The 18,844-nt window shown below is 64.6% G+C and carries 18 protein-coding genes; 14 read left to right on the top strand and 4 right to left on the bottom strand.

Going from position 1 to position 18,844, the window contains the following annotated elements:
- Nucleotides 1–29 precede the first annotated feature (29 nt).
- Together plsY and dprA are read left to right on the top strand one after the other, a co-directional pair.
- Nucleotides 30–635 carry a glycerol-3-phosphate 1-O-acyltransferase PlsY gene (gene plsY / locus C7449_RS02775; RefSeq protein WP_108001431.1) on the top strand — a complete coding sequence of 202 codons (606 nt, stop codon included), beginning with the start codon at nt 30–32 and terminating at the stop codon, nt 633–635.
- 14 nt (nt 636–649) lie between these two features.
- Nucleotides 650–1,795, top strand: a complete 1,146-nt coding sequence (gene dprA, locus C7449_RS02770) for a DNA-processing protein DprA (protein WP_108001223.1) — start codon at nt 650–652, stop codon at nt 1,793–1,795.
- Here dprA and C7449_RS02765 read toward each other — a convergent pair.
- A complete protein-coding gene (locus C7449_RS02765) occupies nt 1,721–1,981 on the bottom strand; it encodes a hypothetical protein (RefSeq protein WP_108001222.1) in 261 nt (86 codons plus the stop codon). The genes dprA and C7449_RS02765 overlap by 75 nt on opposite strands.
- Nucleotides 1,982–2,239: 258 nt before the next feature.
- Here C7449_RS02765 and topA point away from each other — a divergent pair, with 258 nt between their 5' ends.
- The 6 genes from topA to rpmG all read left to right on the top strand — a co-directional run bounded on the left by topA (nt 2,240) and on the right by rpmG (nt 10,224).
- The gene (gene topA, locus C7449_RS02760; RefSeq protein WP_108001221.1) at nt 2,240–4,933 is read left to right on the top strand and encodes a type I DNA topoisomerase; all 2,694 of its coding nucleotides are present in this window, start codon (nt 2,240–2,242) and stop codon (nt 4,931–4,933) included.
- Entirely contained in the window at nt 4,930–7,284 is a 2,355-nt protein-coding gene (rnr, locus tag C7449_RS02755; protein WP_108001220.1) for a ribonuclease R, read from the top strand. The genes topA and rnr overlap by 4 nt, the downstream gene beginning before the upstream one ends.
- 95 nt (nt 7,285–7,379) lie before the next feature.
- Complete coding sequence (locus tag C7449_RS02750) at nt 7,380–7,838, top strand: DUF983 domain-containing protein (RefSeq protein ID WP_108001219.1); 459 nt, start codon at nt 7,380–7,382, stop codon at nt 7,836–7,838.
- 38 nt (nt 7,839–7,876) lie between these two features.
- Nucleotides 7,877–8,503, top strand: a complete 627-nt coding sequence (locus C7449_RS02745) for an NUDIX hydrolase (RefSeq protein ID WP_245414269.1) — start codon at nt 7,877–7,879, stop codon at nt 8,501–8,503.
- Nucleotides 8,504–8,770: 267 nt separating this feature from the next.
- Complete coding sequence (locus tag C7449_RS02740; protein WP_108001217.1) at nt 8,771–9,955, top strand: MFS transporter; 1,185 nt, start codon at nt 8,771–8,773, stop codon at nt 9,953–9,955.
- Nucleotides 9,956–10,056: 101 nt separating this feature from the next.
- Complete coding sequence (gene rpmG, locus C7449_RS02735) at nt 10,057–10,224, top strand: 50S ribosomal protein L33 (protein ID WP_108001216.1); 168 nt, start codon at nt 10,057–10,059, stop codon at nt 10,222–10,224.
- A gap of 751 nt (nt 10,225–10,975) precedes the next feature.
- Here rpmG and C7449_RS02730 read toward each other — a convergent pair.
- Together C7449_RS02730 and C7449_RS02725 are read right to left on the bottom strand one after the other, a co-directional pair.
- On the bottom strand, nt 10,976–12,334 hold the full coding sequence (locus C7449_RS02730; RefSeq protein ID WP_108001215.1) for a PleD family two-component system response regulator: 1,359 nt from the start codon (nt 12,332–12,334) through the stop codon (nt 10,976–10,978).
- A gap of 15 nt (nt 12,335–12,349) precedes the next feature.
- Nucleotides 12,350–12,721, bottom strand: coding sequence for a response regulator (locus C7449_RS02725; protein WP_108001214.1), 372 nt, complete (start codon nt 12,719–12,721; stop codon nt 12,350–12,352).
- Between the two features lie 141 nt (nt 12,722–12,862).
- On the opposite strand from C7449_RS02725, the gene C7449_RS02720 reads away from it, so the two are divergent.
- From C7449_RS02720 to C7449_RS02710, 3 genes are all read left to right on the top strand, one after another.
- Nucleotides 12,863–13,156 carry a DUF3572 domain-containing protein gene (locus C7449_RS02720; RefSeq protein WP_108001213.1) on the top strand — a complete coding sequence of 98 codons (294 nt, stop codon included), beginning with the start codon at nt 12,863–12,865 and terminating at the stop codon, nt 13,154–13,156.
- Nucleotides 13,156–13,815: a hypothetical protein gene (locus C7449_RS02715; RefSeq protein ID WP_108001212.1), complete on the top strand. Its 660-nt coding sequence runs from the start codon at nt 13,156–13,158 to the stop codon at nt 13,813–13,815. Before C7449_RS02720 ends, C7449_RS02715 begins: the two co-directional genes overlap by 1 nt.
- 130 nt (nt 13,816–13,945) lie before the next feature.
- On the top strand, nt 13,946–15,232 hold the full coding sequence (locus C7449_RS02710; protein WP_108001211.1) for a DNA polymerase IV: 1,287 nt from the start codon (nt 13,946–13,948) through the stop codon (nt 15,230–15,232).
- Between the two features lie 37 nt (nt 15,233–15,269).
- Here the strand turns inward: C7449_RS02710 and hutC are convergent, their stop codons facing one another.
- On the bottom strand, nt 15,270–16,010 hold the full coding sequence (hutC, locus tag C7449_RS02705) for a histidine utilization repressor (RefSeq protein WP_170115789.1): 741 nt from the start codon (nt 16,008–16,010) through the stop codon (nt 15,270–15,272).
- A gap of 182 nt (nt 16,011–16,192) precedes the next feature.
- Between hutC and C7449_RS02700 the strand changes: the two genes are divergently transcribed.
- The 3 genes from C7449_RS02700 (at nt 16,193) to C7449_RS02690 (ending at nt 18,756) form a co-directional block, all read left to right on the top strand.
- Nucleotides 16,193–16,774, top strand: coding sequence for a HutD/Ves family protein (locus tag C7449_RS02700; protein WP_108001209.1), 582 nt, complete (start codon nt 16,193–16,195; stop codon nt 16,772–16,774).
- A gap of 136 nt (nt 16,775–16,910) precedes the next feature.
- A complete protein-coding gene (locus C7449_RS02695; protein ID WP_108001208.1) occupies nt 16,911–17,687 on the top strand; it encodes an ABC transporter substrate-binding protein in 777 nt (258 codons plus the stop codon).
- A gap of 124 nt (nt 17,688–17,811) precedes the next feature.
- Nucleotides 17,812–18,756, top strand: coding sequence for a LysR family transcriptional regulator (locus C7449_RS02690; protein ID WP_108001207.1), 945 nt, complete (start codon nt 17,812–17,814; stop codon nt 18,754–18,756).
- The last annotated feature ends 88 nt before the right edge of the window (nt 18,757–18,844 follow it).

The following is an 18,844-nucleotide window of genomic DNA, read 5'->3' as shown; positions in this document are numbered from 1 at the left end:
AATCTTGGGGGAACGATAGAGTGCCTGATATCCTGACTTGGCAGCTTGAACCGCTGCCGACGCTACTGAGCCTCGCCTTCGGTTATCTGCTGGGCTCGATCCCCTTCGGCCTGATCCTCACCCGCATGGCGGGCCTGGGCGACGTGCGCCGGATCGGTTCGGGCAACATCGGCGCCACGAACGTGCTTCGCACCGGCAACAAGAAGCTTGCCGCAGCGACCCTGGTTCTCGACGCGCTGAAGGGCACCACGGCTGCGGCAATCGCCGCCCGTTGGGGCCTCGATGCCGGCATTGCCGCCGGCTTTGCCGCCTTCATTGGCCACCTCTTCCCGGTCTGGCTCGGGTTCAGGGGCGGCAAGGGCGTCGCCACCTATCTCGGCATCCTGCTCGGCCTTGCGCCGATCATGCTGGCGGTGTTCGCCGCGGTATGGCTGGCTGTCGCCTACCTGAGCCGCTACTCGTCGCTTTCCGCGCTGGTTGCAACTGCTGCAACTCCGGTTGTATTGTGGCTCACCGGCAACGAGAAGGTGGCGCTGCTTTTTGCAGTCCTCACCCTCATTACCTGGTGGAAGCACCGCGCCAACATCGCGCGGCTCATGAAGGGGACGGAAAGCAAGATCGGCGACAAGGGCTAGGCTCGGGGGCACATATGTCCGAAGGCGCAGGCAGGCAGGGAATAGCGCTTTCGGAGAAACAGAGGATCGCCTGGTTGCGGCTGATCCGCAGCGACAATGTCGGTCCCGTCACCTTTCGCGACCTGATCAACCACTTCGGCACGGCCGAAGCCGCCCTTGAGATGCTGCCCGAGCTGTCCCGTCGAGGCGGCGCCAGCCGGGCCATCCGCATTGCCAGCCGCGCGGAGGCAGAGCGGGAACTGGACATCGCCCAACGGCATGGGGCGGTCTTCGTCGGTATCGGCGAACCCGAGTATCCCGCTCTGCTTCGCAAGGTCGACGGAGCGCCGCCGCTGGTTGCGGCGAAGGGAAACTTGCAGATTGCCGGTGACACCGCCGTCGGCATCGTCGGCTCGCGCAATGCCTCAATCGTCGGGGCGAAGTTCGCGGCCATGCTGGCGCGCGACCTGGCCGCCGCCGGCTACGCCATCGTCTCCGGTCTCGCGCGCGGCATCGATACGGCGGCGCACCGCGCCAGCCTTGCCTCCGGCACGATCGCGGCGATGGCCGGCGGGCTGGACCAGCCCTACCCACCCGAAAACATCGGGCTGCTCGACGAGATCACCTCCGGCAACGGCCTCGCCGTCAGCGAGATGCCGTTCGGATGGGAGCCGCGCGCCCGCGATTTCCCGCGCCGCAACCGCCTGATCGCCGGGATGGGGCTGGGACTGGTCGTCGTCGAGGCGGCGAGCCGCTCGGGCTCTCTGATCACCGCGCGCAACGCCGCAGACTTCGGCCGGCTGGTCTTTGCCGTCCCCGGCTCGCCGCTCGATCCCCGCGCCCATGGCACCAACGCACTTCTCAAGGATGGAGCGATCGTCACGACCGGCGCCGCCGACGTACTGGAGGCGCTTGCGCCGTTGCATGAGCCGAAACTGTTTCAACCGGCCCTCGGTGCGGACGAGCCGCCTGCCGAGAATGACGATCTTGCCCTGCCGCCGAGCGACAGTGACCGCGACCGCGTTGCTTCGGCGCTCGGGCCCACGCCCGTCGAGATCGACGAGATCATCCGCCACGCCGAACTCCCAGCCGCTACCGTTTACCTGCTATTGCTGGAACTTGACCTTGCCGGCCGGCTGCATCGCTATCCCGGCGGACTTGTCGCCCTCGCTGCGGATTGACAGCGGCCGCAGCCCCGCCTGGATGTCACTTGCCTCCATATAGGCCATCTCCAGCAGGTAGCGCAGCATTTCCGCGCCCTCGATATTGGCGACGGCACGCAACTCCGCAAGCATCTGCCGGATGTAGGCGATGTTGTCCTGCGACTGTTTGTCGGAGCGAACCGGGATTACGGTGTTTTTATTCATCTCGTGTTTCCGTTCGTATACCGCCACGGGAAACAATCCTGCCTCGTCATGTGGCATTGGGTTGACGATACAACCTTCACTTCAGATTGCAATAATAAATTGCATCTATCGCAGATTGCAACCATTCACAGTAGTTATTTTACCCTCGCCTCTTGACCGGGACGCTTTCCCTGTTCATTTCGAGGCGAACAACGCCGACGCGCATCGCGAGCCCAGGGCCATTCCGCCGGGAGCGGCGGCCGGCACTAGAGAACGACGATGAATGTTGTAGTGGTGGAATCGCCTGCCAAGGCCAAGACAATCAACAAGTATCTGGGGTCGGGCTACAAGGTCCTGGCCTCGTTCGGCCATGTCCGCGACCTTCCGGCCAAGGACGGATCGGTGCTGCCCGACCAGGACTTCGAGATGTCGTGGGAAGTCGACAGCGCCTCGGCCAAGCGGATGAAGGACATCGCGGACGCGGTGAAGTCATCCGACGGCCTGATCCTCGCAACCGACCCGGATCGCGAGGGCGAGGCGATCTCCTGGCACGTGCTGGATCTTCTGAAGAGGAAGCGGGTGCTTGGCGACAAGCCGGTCAAGCGGGTGGTCTTCAACGCCATCACCAAGGCTGCGGTACTCGACGCGATGAAGTCTCCACGCGAGATCGACATCGACCTGGTCGACGCCTACCTCGCCCGCCGCGCGCTCGACTACCTCGTCGGCTTCAACCTCTCGCCGGTGCTCTGGCGCAAGCTGCCGGGCGCCCGCTCGGCGGGGCGCGTTCAGTCGGTGGCACTGCGGCTCGTCTGCGACCGCGAGGCGGAGATCGAGCGGTTCGTCTCCGAGGAATACTGGAATCTCTCCGCACTCCTGAAGACGCCGCGCGGCGACGAGTTCGAGGCGCGCCTCGTCTCGGCCGACGGCAAGCGGCTGCAGGCGAAGTCGATTGCCAATGGCGATGAGGCCAACCGTCTGAAGGCATTGCTCGACGGCGCGAGCTATCGCGTCGAAAGCGTCGAAGCCAAGCCCACCAAGCGCAACCCGGCGCCGCCCTTCACCACCTCGACACTGCAGCAGGCAGCCTCCTCGAAGCTCGGCTTCTCGGCCTCGCGCACCATGCAGGTGGCACAGAGGCTTTACGAGGGCATCGACATAGGCGGCGAGACCGTCGGCCTGATCACCTATATGCGTACCGATGGCGTGCAGATGGCGCCGGAGGCGATCGATGCGGCACGCCGGGCCATCGGCAGCCAGTTCGGCGACCGTTACCTGCCCGAAAAGGCCCGCTTCTATTCCACCAAGGCCAAGAACGCCCAGGAAGCGCACGAGGCGATCCGCCCGACCGACTTCAACCGGATTCCGGACAATGTCCGCCGCGGACTCGATCCGGACCAGGCGAGGCTCTACGACCTGATCTGGAAGCGCGCCATCGCCAGCCAGATGGCATCGGCCGAGATCGAGCGCACGACGGTTGAGATCGATGCCGACAACGCCGGCGAGCATGCGGGCCTGCGCGCCACCGGCTCGGTCATCCGCTTCGACGGCTTCATTGCCGCCTATACCGACCAGAAGGAGGACGGCGAGCAATCCGACGACGGCGACGAGGACGGCCGCCTGCCGGAGATCAATGCCCGCGAGAACCTCGCCAAGCAGAAGATCAACGCCACCCAACACTTCACCGAGCCGCCGCCGCGCTATTCCGAAGCCTCGCTGATCAAGAAGATGGAAGAGCTCGGCATCGGCCGCCCTTCCACCTATGCGGCGACGCTGAAGACGCTGGAAGATCGCGAATACATCACGATCGACAAGCGCAAGCTGATCCCGGAAGCCAAGGGTCGGCTCGTCACCGCCTTCCTCGAGAGCTTTTTCACCCGCTACGTCGAATACGACTTCACGGCCTCGCTGGAGGAGAAGCTCGACCAGATCTCGGCCGGGGAACTGAACTGGAAGGACGTTCTCCGCGACTTCTGGAAGGACTTCATCGCCCAGATCGACGACACCAAGGAACTGCGCGTCACGAATGTCCTCGACGCCCTGAACGATATCTTGGCGCCGCTGGCGTTTCCCAAGCGCGAGGACGGCGGCGATCCGCGCGCCTGCCCGTCATGCGGATCCGGCAAGCTGTCACTGAAGCTCGGACGCGGCAGCGGCGCCTTCATCGGCTGCTCGAACTATCCGGAATGCCGCTACACGCGCCCATTCGGTGCGGAAGCCGCCAACGGCGAGGCGCAGGCGTCAAACGAACCGCAGAGCCTCGGCAAGGATCCGCACACCGGCGAGGAGATTACCCTGCGCTCGGGCCGCTTCGGGCCCTACGTCCAGCGTGGCGACGGCAAGGAGGCCAAGCGCGCCAGCCTGCCGAAGGGATGGGCGCCGGCGAGCATCGACCATGAAAAGGCACTCGCCCTGCTGTCCCTGCCGCGCGACATCGGCGCTCATCCGGAGAGCGGGAAGATGATTTCGTCCGGCATCGGCCGCTACGGTCCGTTCGTGCTGCACGACGGCACCTATGCCAACCTCGAAAACGTCGAGGACGTGTTCTCGATCGGCCTCAATCGCGCCGTTTCCGTGCTTGCCGACAAGCAGTCCAAGGGCGGCGGGCGGGCGCGCGGCGGAACACCGGCAGCGCTGAAGACCCTGGGCGACCATCCCGACGGCGGCGCCATTACCGTGCGCGACGGCCGCTACGGCCCCTATGTCAACTGGGGCAAGGTCAATGCGACGCTGCCGAAGGGCAAGGATACGCAATCGGTGACGCTCGAGGAGGCGTTGGCCCTGATCGCCGACAAGGCCGCCAAGGGCGGCGGGACGAAGGCCAAGACAAGCAAGGCCACCAAGACCACCAAGGCCGCCGGCGAGAAGGTCTCGAAGGCCAAGACGGCGAAGACCACCAAGGCGGCGGGCACGAAAGCCAAGGCCGCGGCCACCAAGACCAAGGCAACCGGCAAGGCCAAGAAGGCAGACGCATGACCCACAACCCGCGCGACCGCTCCAGGCAGACGAAGCGCCCGGGTCGCGCGGCCAGAGAGTTGCCGCCCGGCGCCGATGTGCCGTTGATCCACGGCGAAATTCCCCCGCGCGACGTGCTGTTGCGCTTCATAGCCGACAATCCGGACAAGGCCTCCAAGCGCGAGATCTCGAAGGAATTCGGCCTGAAAGGGGAAAAGCGGGTCGAACTGAAGCAGATCCTGAAGAGTTTCGAGGAAGAAGGGCTGCTGGAAAAGCGTCGCAAGTCGCTGGTTCGCCCCGGCGCGCTTCCGCCCGTCACCGTTCTCGACATCACCACGCGCGACGTCACCGGCGACCTGATCGGTCGTCCGGCCGAATGGCTGGATGATCTCGGCGTCGCACCTGCCGTGACGATCCGGCAATCGAATGTCGGGAAACAGTCCGGCAAGGCGCCCGTCGCCGGGCTCGGCGATCGCGTACTGGCCAAGATCTTTCCGGCGAAGGACCGCGGCGGACCGGCCTACACCGCCCGCGTCATCAAGATTCTCGACAAGCGCAAGAATGCCGGCATGGGCGTCTTCCGCTCAATGCCGGACGGCGGAGGCCGGATTCTGCCGATCGACCGGCGCGGCGAGGAGCTTTCCGTCGACAGCGACTTCACGGGCGGGGCCAAGGATGGCGACCTGGTCGAGATCGACGTCACGCGGATCGGCCGCTACGGTCTGCCGCGGGCGCAGGTGAAGTCGGTGATCGGTTCGGTGGCGTCGGAAAAGGCGATCTCGATGATCGCGATCCATGCCCACGGCATCCCGTACATCTTCCCGGATGCCGTGATCAAGGAAGCGGCGGCCGCCGGACCGGCGACGATGTCGCACCGGGAGGACTGGCGCGACGTGCCGCTGATCACCATCGATCCGGCCGATGCGAAGGACCACGACGACGCCGTCTATGCGGAAGCAGACACGCGGCCCGAGAACCCGGGCGGCGTCATTGTCACCGTCGCGATCGCCGACGTCAGCTATTACGTCCGCCCCGGGTCTGCCATCGATCGCGAGGCGCTGAGGCGCGGCAACTCGGTCTATTTCCCCGACCGCGTCGTGCCGATGCTGCCGGAGCGGATCTCCAATGACCTCTGCTCGCTGAAGGAAGGGGTCGATCGCCCTGCCCTCGCCGTCCGGATGGTCTTCTCCAAGGAGGGCCGCAAGGCGAGCCATACCTTCCATCGCATCATGATGAAGAGTGCGGCCAAGCTTTCCTACCAGCAGGCGCAGGCTGCCATAGACGGTTCCCCGGACGACAAGACCGGGCCGATCCTCGAGACCATCCTCAAACCGCTGTGGAACGCCTACCGCATCCTGACGGTCGGCCGCGACCGCAGGCAGCCGCTCGAACTCGACCTGCCGGAGCGCAAGCTGCTGCTGAAGGAGGACGGCACGGTCGACCGCGTTTTCGTCCCGCCGCGGCTCGATGCGCACAAGCTGATCGAGGAGATGATGATCCAGGCGAACGTCGCCGCCGCCGAGACGCTGGAGACCAGGCGTCAGGCGCTGATCTACCGCGTGCATGACGCTCCCTCGCTCGCCAAGCAGGAGACGCTGCGCGAATTTCTCGCAACCCTTGACATCGCGCTTTCCAAGGGCGGCAACATGCGCGCGAACCACTTCAACGGCATCCTCAAGAAAGCCGCGGACCAGCCGTTCGAGCAGATGGTCAGCGAGATGGTGCTGCGGTCGCAGAGCCAGGCGATCTACAGCCCGGAGAACATCGGCCATTTCGGCCTGAACCTGATGAAGTACGCCCACTTCACCTCGCCGATCCGCCGCTATGCCGACCTGATCGTCCACCGCGCGCTGGTGTCCTCACTGAAACTTGGCGAAGGCGGCATCACGCGCGAGGAAGAAGAGGCGCTGGACGACATCGCCGCGGAGATCTCGACCTTCGAGCGGCGCGCCATGGCGGCCGAGCGCGACACGGTCGACCGGCTGATCGCCCATCACCTTGCCGGCCGCATCGGCGAGGAGTTCGACGGCCGCGTCTCCGGCGTCACCAAGGCGGGACTATTTGTCACTCTGCCGGCCTATGGTGCAGACGGTTTCGTGCCTATATCTACGCTCGGTCGCGACTACTACCTCTTCGACGAAGCGCATCAGGCGCTGTCCGGTGAGAAGACCGGCCTCGGCTATCGGCTGGGAGACGAGGTGCAGGTCCGGCTCGCAGAAGCGGTGCCGCTTGCCGGCGCCCTGAGGTTCGAGATGTTGAGCGAGGGGCGCAAGATGCCGACGGGCGTGCGCTCCTTCCACAAGGCAGGCCGACGCGTCAGCGCCGGCTCGCGGCGGCAGCCGGGGACGCGGCCGCTGCGCGGGAGGCGATAGGGTTCACCAGGTCGCCCGGAATTCAACCCGCATGGCCGGATTGCCGGTGCCATGCGTCAAAGCCGGCCAGATGGCCCGGCGGGAGGACATTGGACATGCAGGCAACCTTTGAACAGAGCGCCGCCGGTGGCGGCGCATCCCGACGCAACGGCCGCCAGGTCGGCCAGGCGATCAAGCGAGGTCTCCTCAGCCGTTGCCCGGCCTGTGGCGACGGGCGCCTCTTCCGGGCCTTTGTCAAGCCGGTCGATGCCTGCGGGACCTGCGGCGAAGAAATGCATCATCAGCGCGCCGACGACCTTCCGCCCTATCTGGTCATCACCATCGTCGGCCACGTGATCATCGCCGGCTTCATGATGGTGGATCTGGTCCTGCCCCTCAGCCTCTGGATGCACATGGCGATCTGGGTACCGTTGACGCTCATCGGCGGTTTCGGGCTGATGCAACCGGTCAAGGGCGGCGTCATCGGACTGCAATGGGCGCTTCGGATGCACGGCTTCGGCGGCGAGCCGGACCGGCCGGCGGATACGCTGCCGGCGGTTGAACCAGCCGCATGAACAGGCCTGGTCCGCTCCGGCCGGTGGACGCCGCTTCGGTGGTGCTGATCGACCGCCGAGCGGGCGCGTTCCGCGTCTTGATGGGCAAACGCAGCAGCCGGCATGTCTTCATGCCAGAAGTCTACGTTTTCCCGGGCGGCCGCCGGGACAGGAGCGATTCGCGCGTGCCCGTCGCAGCACCGCTGCACCAGGCCGCCGCCGAGTGGCTGATGCGGAAGACACCGTCGCGGACCAGCGAGGCGACCGTCCGCGGGCTCGGCGTCGCTGCGCTGCGCGAGCTGCATGAGGAGGCAGGGCTTGCGGTCGGCGCGGCTGCGGACAACGCGGCCGGTGGCCTGCCGTTCCGTCCCGATCTTTCGGGACTTCGTTTCTTTGCGCGCGCCATCACACCGCCGGGCCAGACGCGACGCTTCGACACGCGCTTTTTCGCGCTTTTCGCAGATGAGGCCCGAATCGATCCGGACGCTACGCAGGACAGCCACGAGCTCTCGGATCTTCAGTGGATCGACCCGTTCGGCACCTCCGACCTGGAAATGCCGATCATAACCGTGCGGGTTCTGGAAGAACTCGGCAATCGCCTAAGACAGGACCCGTCCCTTCCGTTCGGAACGCAGGCTGCCCTGTTCAGCACCCGCAACGGGCAAATCTTCCGGGACATGCTTTAAAGCGATGGACGTCCAGATGGAAACATTCCGCCGGCCTGATTTCTGCACAGGAGATCGGTGTTCTTCATCCGCTCTACATCATGGCGCGGTACGCGGAAGGTTCGTGGGAATGGTTCAACCAGCCCCACGATGTGGCTCAAAGCCACAGACCGCTCTGCCGGACGCCTCGACCAATGCCCCGGCATCGCTCTTCGCAACCATCTGCGGGAAGAAGCCGATTTGAGCCAAGATAATCTGGAAATCCATTGCGCTAGGACTCGCCCGCCCATGCCAAACACGCAGTCCGGCAGCCCGGCTCCGGCGGATAGAATTCACTGGCGTTCGCTGTTTGCCGCGATTGCCGCGATCTCGGCGGTCGGGATCGCCATCGGTCTCGGCCTGCCGCTGCTCAGCATCATCATGGAAAAGCGCGGCATCCCCTCGACGCTGATTGGCCTCAATACCGCGATGGCCGGCGTCGCCGCCATGCTGGCCGCCCCCTTCACGACCCGGCTGGCGCACCGGTTCGGCACGGCACAGACCATGGTGGTGGCCATCGTGTTTGCTGCGGGCAGTTCGCTCGGCTTCTACTACATGCAGAACTTCTGGCTGTGGTTTCCGCTGCGCCTTGTCTTTCACGGCGCCACGACCATGGTCTTCATCCTCTCGGAGTTCTGGATCAACGCCGCCGCGCCACCGCGCCGCCGCGGCCTGGTACTTGGCATCTACGCCACCGTGCTGTCGCTCGGCTTCGCGGCCGGACCGCTGCTGTTTTCGCTGCTCGGCAGCGATGGGGCGACGCCGTTCGGGGTCGGCGCCTGCATCATCCTGGTCGCGGCCATTCCGATCCTGATGGCGCGCCGGGAGAGCCCGACCATCGAAGAGAAGCCGCAACTGCACTTCATGCGCTACATCTCGCTCGTTCCGACCGCGACGGCCGCGGTCTTCGTCTTCGGCGCCGTGGTGGTCGGTGGCCTGTCCCTGTTTCCGATCTATGCGACCCGCACCGGCTTTACCGAATCGCAGGCGGCGTTGCTTCTGACGATCATGGGAATCGGCAACGTCATCTTCCAGATTCCGGTGGGCATGCTGTCCGATCGCGTCCGGGACCGCCGCAGCCTGTTGTCGATCATGGCGCTGATCGGCCTGATCGGCGCCGCCGCCCTGCCGCTGCTCGACGACAACTGGCTGCTGATGGCGACTGTGCTGCTGTTCTGGGGCGGCTGCGTCGCCGGTCTTTATACGGTCGGGCTGAGCCATCTCGGGTCGCGCCTCCACGGCGCAGACCTCGCCGCTGCCAATGCCGCCTTCATCTTCTGCTATGCGGTCGGCACGGTCGCCGGTCCCCAGGCCATCGGTGCGGCCATCGACCTGGCCGGGACGAACGGGTTTGCCTGGGCCATCGTGTTCTTTTTCGGTCTCTATGTCGCACTATCGCTGGGGCGCATGGTGTTCCGGCCGAAACAGACTTGACTTTTCGGGCGTGATTTGTAGTTTCGCGCCACATTTGGAGTTCAACGCCGTGGAACCGGACTGGTCGTCCACGGCTTCGTTTTTGTAAAGGCAGGACGACCATGGCCAAGGCTACCACCATCAAGATCAAGCTGCTGTCGACGGCCGACACCGGCTTCTTCTACGTCACCAAAAAGAACAGCCGCACGATGACCGAGAAGCTGAGCAAGACGAAGTACGACCCGGTCGTTCGCAAGCACGTCGAGTTCAAGGAAACCAAGATCAAGTAATCTGGTCGCTTCGGCAGATCGGGGGCGTGCTGCGAAAGCGGCGCGCCCTTTTTCTTTGCGCTCATTCCTGCCGAATCGCGCATGCATGATCTGGCGCAAAACGAAAAACGCCGCCTCCCGTCGGAAGCGGCGCTTGACTGGGGGCCGGCTGGGGAAGACCACGGCACGAGGATTCCGCTTATGTCGTCACCAGCCGGCCGACCCCACGACCCAGGAGATGCGGCGGACCTAGCATCATGGGGTAACGAAACAGGCGTGTTGCTTTACAGCCTGTCCTTAGGGAAAAGGATCGCGCGGAATTGAAAAAAAATCAATGAAATGTTGCGCGCCACCGACATGCTGACGGCGCCGATGGTTAATCCGTTTGTCTGCACCGCTGGGATCCAGGCGAAGAAAACGTTATGTTCTACAACCAATTTTCAGGCGAAATCAGTGTCCCCCGGACGCATCCCGCCTATAAGAAACGCCCTAGCGCAAGGCACCCCACCCGCCTTGCCTACAGAACACGTTGAATACATTAGCAAAGCTGATTTGTAATATAAATAAGGAAAATGCGAGGATTTGCCGGTTTTATTGGTCGAGTGATCGGTCGGGTTGCACCACCGCAATCAGTTCGGGTGATTGAGGCGCGACCAGTTTCCGGGACGAACGCCGTCAGAAAGCTGTGGATAACTCATGTCGGGCGGCGCCTGTGGCATAATCGACACGGTTCAAATCGCGCGCAGCATCTCGCCCTGATCGCCGCAAGGGCTCATGCAGCCGCGGCGACCACGCGATTGCGCCCCGTTCGCTTGGCCTCGTAGAGAGCGGCGTCGGCCCGCTTCATCAGCGCCTCGGGGCCATCGCCCGGCAGCAGCGAGGCAATGCCCAGCGAGGCAGTCACCCGCAACGTCGCGCCGGGCCCGACCTGGAATGGCTCCTGCTCTATTGTCATGCGCAGCCGCTCGGCGACGGTTGCCGCCGTCTGCGCCGACGTGTCCGGCATGACGAGTACGAATTCCTCGCCGCCATACCGGCAAGCGAGATCGGCGCCGCGCACGGCCGTGCGGAGCCGGTTTGCAAACTCCCGCAGCACCGCATCGCCGGCGTCGTGGCCATGGGTGTCGTTGATCTGCTTGAAACGGTCGATATCGGTGATGCAGACCGACATCTCCCGCCCCCTTGCGTTGGAACGATCGATCAGAAGCTTCAGGTGTCCGTCGAGGTAGCGGCGATTGTGGAGGCCGGTGAGGCCGTCGGTCACCGCCAGTTCCATCGACTGGGTGACGCTGGCGCGCAGGCGGTCGTTGTAACGCTTGCGGCGGATCTGGGTCAGGCTGCGCGCCAGAAGCTCGTTCGGCTCGATCGGTCGCATCAGGTAGTCGGTGACGCCGAGGTCGAGCGCCCGTACCACCAGATCGTCATGGCCCTGCTCGGCGATCAGCAGGATCGGGAGGTAGCGGGTTCGCTCCAGCGAGCGCAGCTGCGAGCACAGGCGGAGGGGATCGTAGTCGCTGAAATTGGCGTTGACGATGACGAGGTCGAACGGCTTCTCGGCTGCTTCGAAGAGCGCCGCCTGCGGATCCGACATGCAGGTGACGTCGGCGATGGGGGCAAGTGAGCGCGCGATCCGCTCCTGCGAACTGCCGCGCCCGTCGACGAGAAGAACGGCGCCGGGATCGTCGCCGAGCGCCGCTCCCAACCCCTCCATGCCGAGCGCCTGGGCCGTAGCCGCGCGCATCCTCAACTCGTCGCTCAGGGTCTTCAGCCGGACCAGGCTCTTGACGCGCGACATCAATTGGACGTCGTTCACCGGCTTGGTCAGGAAGTCGTCGGCACCGGCCTTCAGCCCCCTCACCCGGTCGGACGGCTGGTCGAGAGCGGTGACCATCACGACGGGGATATGCGCGGTGCGCGGATTTTCCTTCAGCCGCTCGCAGACCTCGAAACCATCGATGCCGGGCATCATCACGTCGAGCAGGATCAGGTCGACCTGGGTGCGTTCGCATATCGCCAGCGCATCATGGCCGTTGTCGGCCGTCAGCACGTCGAAATACTCGGCGAGCAGCCGCGCCTGCAGCAGCTTGACGTTTGCGGGAATGTCGTCGACGACGAGAATGCGCGCTGTCATCCGCCCCGCCCCGCCTTACGCGTCGCCCAGATAGGTCTTGATGGTCTCGATGAACTTCGGCACCGAGATCGGCTTGGATACATAGGCCTCGCAGCCGCCCTGGCGAATCCGCTCCTCGTCGCCCTTCATCGCGAACGCGGTGACGGCGATGACCGGAATGACATGCAGTTCGTCGTCTTCCTTGAGCCACTTGGTCACTTCAAGGCCGGAAACCTCGGGCAACTGGATGTCCATCAGGATGAGGTCGGGACGATAACGGCGGGCGAGGTCGAGGGCTTCCATGCCGTTGCGGGTCTGGATCGTGGTGTAGCCGGAGGCCTCGATGAGGTCCCGGAAGAGCTTCATGTTGAGCTCGTTATCCTCGACTATCATCACCTGTTTCGGCATTACACGTCCTTGCCCCTCACTCCGGCTTTGCAACTGCCCACCAGGGATATAAGTTGCCGCAAGGCCGAATTCACCCAGCGCGATCCTTGCCAGACTACCGGCATTTGGTTGACTAAAAGGTAACTTATCCGAGAAATTGCCATGCAAAGCCAAAAAGATACAACCGGCCAGGACGCTGAAGTCTTGTCGATCGCCATACTGTCCTGGCTGGCGAGCGAACCCGAGCTTCTGTCCCGTTTTTTGGCGCTGACTGGCGTCGACCCGTCGGACCTGCGGGCCGCGGCCGGCAACCGTGGCTTTCTCGCCGCTCTCGTCGAGTTCCTGATGGGCCACGAACCGACATTGATGGCCTTCTGCGAGGCGACCGGCACGAAGCCGGAGCAGGTGGTGCGCGCCCATGCGAGCTTCGCCGGCGCCGCGCAGGGCGGCTGGTGATGTCCAGGCCGGTGGTCATCCCGCTGGACCACGTCCAGCTCAAGGACCGCGGCCTCGTCGTCTGCGACATCGACGAGGTGGTGCTGGAATATCTCTCGCCGTTCACCGCCTATCTGCGCTCGCGCGGCCATGACCTGCTGCCGCGGTCGTTCCGGCTGCATGGCAACATCGTCGAGACCGCTTCGGGCCAGGCGGTCCTCGATGCCGTTGTCGATGCGTTGCAGGAGGATTTCTTCGCCGCACAGGAGGCATGGCAAACGCCGGCCGCCCTCGCCGTCGAAACGCTTGCGGCACTCGGCCGCGACGCCGACGTCGTCTTCCTCACTGCCATGCCACCCCGCCATGCAGAAGCCCGTCGGCGGCTGCTCGACCGTCTGGGACTGCCCTTTCCGATGCTCGCGACGGAGGAACCGAAGGGACCGGTGGTAAGCGCCCTGCACCGTTCCCGCCCGCTGCCACTGGCTTTCGTCGACGACATCCACGGCAATCACCGCTCCGTGCAGGCGAGCGCTCCGGAAGCCCTGCTCGTCCACCTGATGGCGAACCAGGTCTTCCGCGCCATGGCGCCAGAGGCCGGCGACAGCATTCATTGTGCCAGCGACTGGCGCGAGGCGGAACGCATCATCCGTGCGCACTTTGCGCAGCCGGCGCGGCCGTGAAGCCGGCCCGGATCCGGCTTGCGTGAATAACTGCAGTTCAGGAGCCACGTCCATGCCTTCCCGGCTGCTGGGGACTTGAGACTCGCCAGCTTAGAAGCTAACGTCCCGACGTTCAACATTTGTTCTCACGATGCAGCTGGATGAAACACGTCACCCGGGGTTCTGCCGCGACTGCCTTACCGGGCAGCCGCCCGCGCAACGGCGATGCCGCCTGTGCGGAAGCCCTCGGCTGCTTTATCATGACGAACTCTACCGCCTGACGCTGGCCCACATCGATTGCGATGCCTTCTATGCGTCGGTGGAAAAGCGCGACAATCCTGATCTGGCCGACAAGCCGGTGATCATCGGCGGCGGAAAGCGCGGGGTCGTCTCCACCGCCTGCTACGTCGCCCGCATTCATGGCGTGCGCTCGGCCATGCCGATGTTCAAGGCGCTCGAAGCCTGCCCGCAAGCCGTGGTTATCAAACCGGACATGGAAAAATATGTCCGCGTCGGCCGTGAGATTCGGACGCTGATGCAGGAACTGACGCCGCTCGTCCAGCCGCTGTCGATCGACGAGGCCTTCCTGGAGCTCAAGGGCACCGAACGGCTGCACGGCGATCCGCCGGCCCGGGTGCTCGCCCGCTTCGCCCGGCGGGTGGAGAATGAGATCGGCATCACGATCTCGGTCGGGCTGTCCTATTGCAAGTTCCTCGCCAAGGTCGCTTCCGACCTGCAGAAACCCCGCGGCTTCTCGGTCATCGGCCAGGCAGAGGCGGTCGAGTTCCTGCGTTTGAAATCGGTGCGGCTCATCTGGGGTGTCGGCAAGGCCTTCGCCGAGACGCTGGAGCGCGACGGCATCCGCGAGATCGGCCAGTTGCAGACCATGGACGAGGCAGACCTGATGCGGCGCTACGGCATCATGGGCAAGCGTCTCTACAGGCTCTCCCGCGGACAGGACGACCGCGAGGTGCACCTGAACGACGCCGCCAAGAGCGTCTCGTCGGAAACCACCTTCTTCGACGACATCGCCGCCTACGACGACCTTGTCGCTTACCTGCGCGGGCTCAGCGAGCAGGTGGCGGCGCGCCTGCGCAAGGCCGACATCGCCGGCCGGACGGTCGTGCTGAAGCTGAAGACCGCCGACTTCAAAAGCCGCACGCGCAACCGCAAGCTTGAGGACCCGACGATGCTCGCCGACCGGATCTTTCGCACCGGCATCGAGCTGTTGAGGAAGGAGGCCGACGGCACGAAGTTCCGCCTGATCGGCATCGGCGTCACCGACCTCTGCGACCCGCAGCGCGCCGATCCCCCCGACCTTGTCGACCCGCTGGCCGGCCGCCGCGCCGCCGCGGAAGCGGCGATGAACGCGGTGCGCGACAAGTTCGGCAAGAAGAGCGTCGAAACGGGATACACCTTCGGCAAGGACCGGCGATAGCGGAGCAGCGGGATCCGCCAGAAGCCGGGCTGCTTTCTCAGCCCTTCGGGTGGGCCGCGGCGAATTCGGCGACGAGCTCGTGGCTCTCGCCAGGATAGGTCAGTCGAGCATGGGTGATGTAGACCCCGCCGCTCCAGGTGCGGCGCTCGACGACCAGACAGGCGGCTCCCGGAGCAATGTGCAGCAACTCGGCGACGCGCGCATCAGCGCCGACCGCGCGGATGCGGTGCTCGGCGGCGCTCCACGGCACCTGCCGGATCAGCCATTGGCTGGGCGGCTCGGTATCGAAGGCCTGCTCATCGGCCTCCGGCACCGCCGCCAAGTTGATCATGCGCTCCTCGAGGCAGAACGGGCGCGCCCCCGCATAGTGCACGGCAACCACGTCGATAAGTTTGCCGCCGGCCGAAAGGTCCAGCAGTCTCCGGTCGACGGCCCGGGGTGCTCGTTTCGTGCGCGCCAGCCTTTCGTAGCGGTATGGCAAGCCGAGCGAGCGCACCTCGGCCTCCATGTCATGGATCTCCAGCACCGCCGATTGCGCCTGCGGCTGGATGACGAAGGTGCCCGATCTGCGCCGGCGCTCGATCAGCCCCCGCTTGACGAGTTCCGTCAGCGCCTTGTTCACGGTCATGCGCGAGCAGCCGTACTGCTCGGTGAGCTCGTGCTCGAAGGGAATGCGGTGGCCCGGCGGCCATTCGCCCGACAGGATGCGCCCCTCGACGTCATCAAGGATGCGCCGGTGCAACGGCAGCTCCTTCACCGCGGTGGCTGGATCGATCATCCCGAGCATGCCCTGTTCCGTTCTCATTTTCTATGTATAGACATTGGTCGGACCAAAGGGAAGAGCCAGGGGAAGGCACATCGGCCGCTCCCGCGTTTAAGCCTCGTGTATACTGAAGGCGGTACCGAAGAGGCGTTCCGCGCTGTTCGGCGGCGCCGACGACGTCAGCGGGGAGGAATGCCATGCCCGAGACCGTACCGAAGATCCTGCCGGCAAGCGATCGCAGGCGCACTCCTTCGATGGAAGGCGGCGGCGAAACGACGGCAGTCGCAGTCGATCCGCCCGATAGCAATGCCTCCGAATTCGAATGGAAGGTGTGCCTGACGAGCGTCGCGAGCGCCGGTGCGCTTTCCGTGCTCCCGGGAACGGACCGGACGATATCGGTCATCGAGGGGAACGGCCTCAATATCGCGGTGGAAGGCAAGCCACCTGTCGTGCTGACGCCACGCAGCGAGCCCTTTGCCTTTCCTGCCGACGCACCCGCAACCGTATCGCTGGTGGAGGGACCGGTCGTCGTCCTCAACGTTATGAGCCGCCGCCAACATTGGCGGCACCGCGTGGAGAGACGGCATCTCGAAGGCCAACATCATCTCGATGCGCCGGGCGGCGTGACGATACTGTTGTCACTCGGCAATCTGCGCGTCGATGCAGGCCATCACGCCGTCGAGTTGCGCCGCCAGGACGCCATCCTGGTCGAGGAGCTCGTCCTGCTGACAACCGATATCCCGGTGGAAGCCTATCTCATTCGCTTCACCAGGGTTTGACCGGTAGCAATCGCAGCAGCACGGGGAATAATTATCAACCCGAATAATAGCAGCCATCACCGCTATCTATTTCGCTTATGCCCGGCCGAACGCTAGGCTCCGCCGCACCAACCGAACGAAAACAAGGGGAACCAACATGAACAAGAGCATAGCCGCGCTGATCCTTGCAGCCAGCACCCTGCTTGCGGCATCCGCCTCCGCCGAAACCCTGAAGATCGGCACCGAGGGTGCCTACCCGCCCTTCAACTTTCAGGACGCCTCCGGCAAGCTGGGCGGCTTTGACGTCGAGATCGGCCTTGCACTGTGCGAGAAGATGAAGGTCGAATGCGAGGTCGTCGCCCAGGACTGGGACGGCATCATTCCCGGTCTGCAGGCGAAGAAATACGACATGATCATCGCTTCGATGTTCATCACCGAGGAGCGCAAGCAACAGGTCTCCTTCACCGACCCCTACTATCTGGCCGCGATGACCCTTGCCGCCCCGAAGGGCGCGAATATCACTGACTTCACCAATGAAGGCATGAAGGGCAAGACGATCGGCGCGCAGTCCGGCACGACCCAGGCGAACTACGCCACCGCCGTCTTTCCCGACGCCGACATCAAGCTCTATCCGACCCAGGACGAGGTCAACCTCGACATGGCCAACGGCCGCCTCGACGTCCAGGTCGGCGACATGATCCCGCTGCTCGACTGGGTGACGAAGAACGAGGACGGCAAGGCCTGCTGCGAACTGATCGGCGAACCGATCACCGACAAGAAGTTCGTCGGCGACGGCGTCGGCATCGCCGTGCGCCAGGAGGACAATGCCCTTCGTGAAAGGCTGAACCAGGCGCTGAAGGATATCCGCGCCGACGGCACCTACCAGAAGATCAACGACAAGTATTTCGCGATCGACGTCTACACGATGAAGTAGGATCGCCTGCATCGGGTGCGAGGCCGGAGTGCGCAAGATGCGCCTTCGGCCTCGTCTTTTTTTTCTCCCTGCCAAGCCGTGAGGCCCGATTTCGGTTTCGGCGGCAATGCGCTAACGTCCGGCCATGCCGATCAATCGTCTCGAACGCTTCGCCCACAATCTCGACTGGAACCTGCTGCGCACCTTCGTCGTGGTCGTCGAGGAAGGCAGCATCACCAAGGCTGCGAACCGGCTGCTGCTGCAGCAACCCGCCGTCAGCATGGCGTTGAAGCGGCTGGAGCAGACGGTCGGCCAAAAGCTGATCGACCGGCGGCCGCGACGCTTCGAACTGACCGAATCCGGCGAGCGCCTGCACGCGCTCTGCCGGGATATCTTCACTGCGGTGGTGCGCCTGCCCGAGGCGATGGAGCCGACCGGCGAGGACGTTTCCGGCCACATCACCATCCACACCGTCAGCCATGCGCTCAATCCCGAATGGGACCGGGCACTCGCCGCCTTCTTCCGCCTGCATCCCCGCGTCACCGCCGGCGTCCGGGTCGAGACCACCTCGGACGTCATCCGCTCGGTGGAACGCGGCATCGCCACGCTCGGCATATCGGACGGCATCATTCCGGCCGGTCTCGGGCGCGAACTGTTCTGCGTCGAGACCTATGCACTCTATTGCGGTCGCGGTCACCGGTTGTTCGGCACTGCTGCGATCGGCATCGAGGAACTGCGCGGCGAGCCCTATGTCAGCTTCATCTCCGACGTGCTCGGCGGCCCCCACATGGGGCCGGTCACCGCCGTTCGCGCCATCGGATCCTTCGGCCAGCAGGTCCGGGCCATCGCCTTCAACGTCGAGGAGGTCATGCGCCTCGTCATCGCCAATGCCGGCATCGGCATGCTGCCGGTGCATCTAACCGGTCCGGCCCGCACCTCCGGCGACCTCTGGCAATTGCCGCCCTATGAAAACCTGCCGCAGACCGAAACCTATCGCATCACCAATCCGGGCGCAGCCCTGAACCCGGCCGAGCGCGCCTTCCTCGCCCACATGGCCGACGTCCCGCCCTGGCGTCATTCCGATGCATAAGGCCGATTGATAGCCGGTTTCATGACTATAAATTTGAGCGATGGCATCCTCTCGCATAAACAGGGCGCCGGGCTGTCGCCGCGCGCGC

Source organism: Mycoplana dimorpha, assembly GCF_003046475.1.
Taxonomy (GTDB): Bacteria; Pseudomonadota; Alphaproteobacteria; order Rhizobiales; family Rhizobiaceae; genus Mycoplana; species Mycoplana dimorpha.
This window is presented reverse-complemented; position numbering and strand designations above follow the sequence as displayed.